The sequence below is a fragment of the Actinomycetota bacterium genome, from assembly GCA_018830725.1.
GTDB lineage: Bacteria > Actinomycetota > Humimicrobiia > JAHJRV01 > JAHJRV01 > JAHJRV01.
In genome coordinates, this window is sequence record JAHJRV010000159.1 from 1 (window position 1) to 2,025 (window position 2,025).

Consider the following 2,025-nt stretch of genomic DNA (forward strand, 5'->3'; position numbering starts at 1 on the left):
ATTTTCCCACTATGGTATATAAAAATTTCTGCTCCTATAGCATTAGTAAACTCGATCCCTGATTTAAAGATCTCCTTTTGTAGCTGGAAATTACGGGCGTCCATTAGATTTAATAAGTTAGGACCATGAACAGTATATCTTAATTTAAACTTTTTCAGGATGTCTGTAATTACCCTGGTTTGTAGCCAATTTAATCTCCCTTTAAAGATAGCATCGACTCCGTGAACAGGTATCTCGACATAGTCAAATCCTATATCCTGAAAATTACCTAAGGCCTTTTCTAATATATCTAAATCTCCATCTATTGTGGGAGAATCTATATTTATTCCAATTCCTTTTATATGCATAGCTCCAACTAAAAACCAAATATATTTTTACTAATTATTTCACATTATAACACAATCAAATTCACATACAAGTATTATATAGAAAAAATATTTGGCCGTTAATGACTCTTAATTAGCTTCTTCCGGTTAATTTCACCCATAGAATAATAAAAAATATTACTTTTTGTTATAAAAAATTAGTATTCTTCTTATATTCTCAGTATTCATTAAAAAAGCAATGATAAACAAGATCAAAACGGGTTGATTTATTAAGGTTCCAATAAATATAACACCTATTCGAACATCACGGCCTATTCTAAAGTAATGCTTTCCGCGAGTAAGATTTTTTTTCATTAACCCATCATATTTATCAGCAGTGTAGCTGTTCACAAAGGAACCGATGATAGCCAAAAATCCTATAAATAGATATAATAAATTTTCTCCTAAAAAATATACATAATAAGTTATACCAAAAAGAAGAAATGCGTCTGCATAACGGTCTAAGACCGCATCATACCACCCTCCAAACTCGGATGTTTGAAACTTTAAGCGGGCGATCTCTCCATCGCAACCATCAATAATAGAGGCCATTTGTGCCAATATTCCGCCGATTAGTAAATTAGCATATCCCCCAAAAAAGAAAAAAAGAGCACCCCCCATAGAAAAGATAAAAGAAAATAAAGAAATCTGATTAGGGGTAATACTTTTTTTTAAGAGATATTTTGAAATTCTAATGGAGATTGGACGGTTTAGATATCTGGATACAGGACCATCAGACACTTTTTTTAAATTAGTTAAAAGAATATTTTCTGCCTTCTTAAATGCATTTTCATCATCTATATCAATCCAATATCTCCCCCTGATGTCAAAGGCTCTTGCCTTTTCCTTTTTAGCTAATATCTTTATTCCCGCTGAAAGACTGGTATCACCATTGTCTGAGCTTTCTTCTAAGGCCTCAAATATTGCCGGTGAACAAAGAAATATTCCGGTGTCATAAGCATTATATTCTTTAATATCCTTTCCGATATTTACAATTCTTCCTTTATTATCAACTAAAACTTTGGTAACATCATCAATATCGACAATTTTGTTCTCAAGGTTATAATCTACTGCCAGTATAATTTCTCCATAAACAATCTTCTCCTGAAGTAATTCTGCCAATATAGATTCATTAAAGATATGGTCACTCATCAATAGAATAAAATTTTCATTTATTTCCTTTTTTGCCGCAAGAACGGAGAGCCCATTTTCTTTTTTCCATTGATTATTTTGAAAATAGGATATTTTTAAGTTTTTATTCTGACTAAATTGATTTAAGTGTTTTCGCAGTTTTTCTCCATTATAGCCAGTTACTATGTAGAAATCGGTAATACCTACTCCCTTAGCATTTAATATTACTCGTTCGATAAGAGGTAATTCTAAAAGGGGAACGAGAGGTTTGGAGTCGCCCCTATAGGACAATCTACTTCCTTCTCCTGCAGCAATTATCAGACATTTCATTTCTAATCATCTCTTTCTTTTATAAGGATACTAAAATAAAATTGCTGATTAAATTTATAAGCAACTATTGTGTCAAATCTTTATTTAAGATTATTTAATTATTCCCTCAAGAGGAAATATAGCATAATATATCTTTAAATTTAATTCTTAATACTTGTAGTACAATTTTACTTTTTTTCTCCCTTTTTTCGCTTAAAGA

At 31.1% G+C, this 2,025-nt stretch carries 2 protein-coding genes; both read right to left on the minus strand.

Annotation, left to right across the window (positions count from 1 at the left end):
• Positions 1 to 347 (minus strand): sugar phosphate isomerase/epimerase (locus KKC53_07025; GenBank protein MBU2598898.1); only part of this gene is annotated, 347 nt, incomplete at its 3' end.
• Between the two features lie 156 nt (positions 348 to 503).
• Positions 504 to 1,826 (minus strand): NTP transferase domain-containing protein, encoded by a 1,323-nt coding sequence (locus KKC53_07030; GenBank protein ID MBU2598899.1) that lies wholly within the window; start codon positions 1,824 to 1,826, stop codon positions 504 to 506.
• Positions 1,827 to 2,025: the final 199 nt, after the last annotated feature.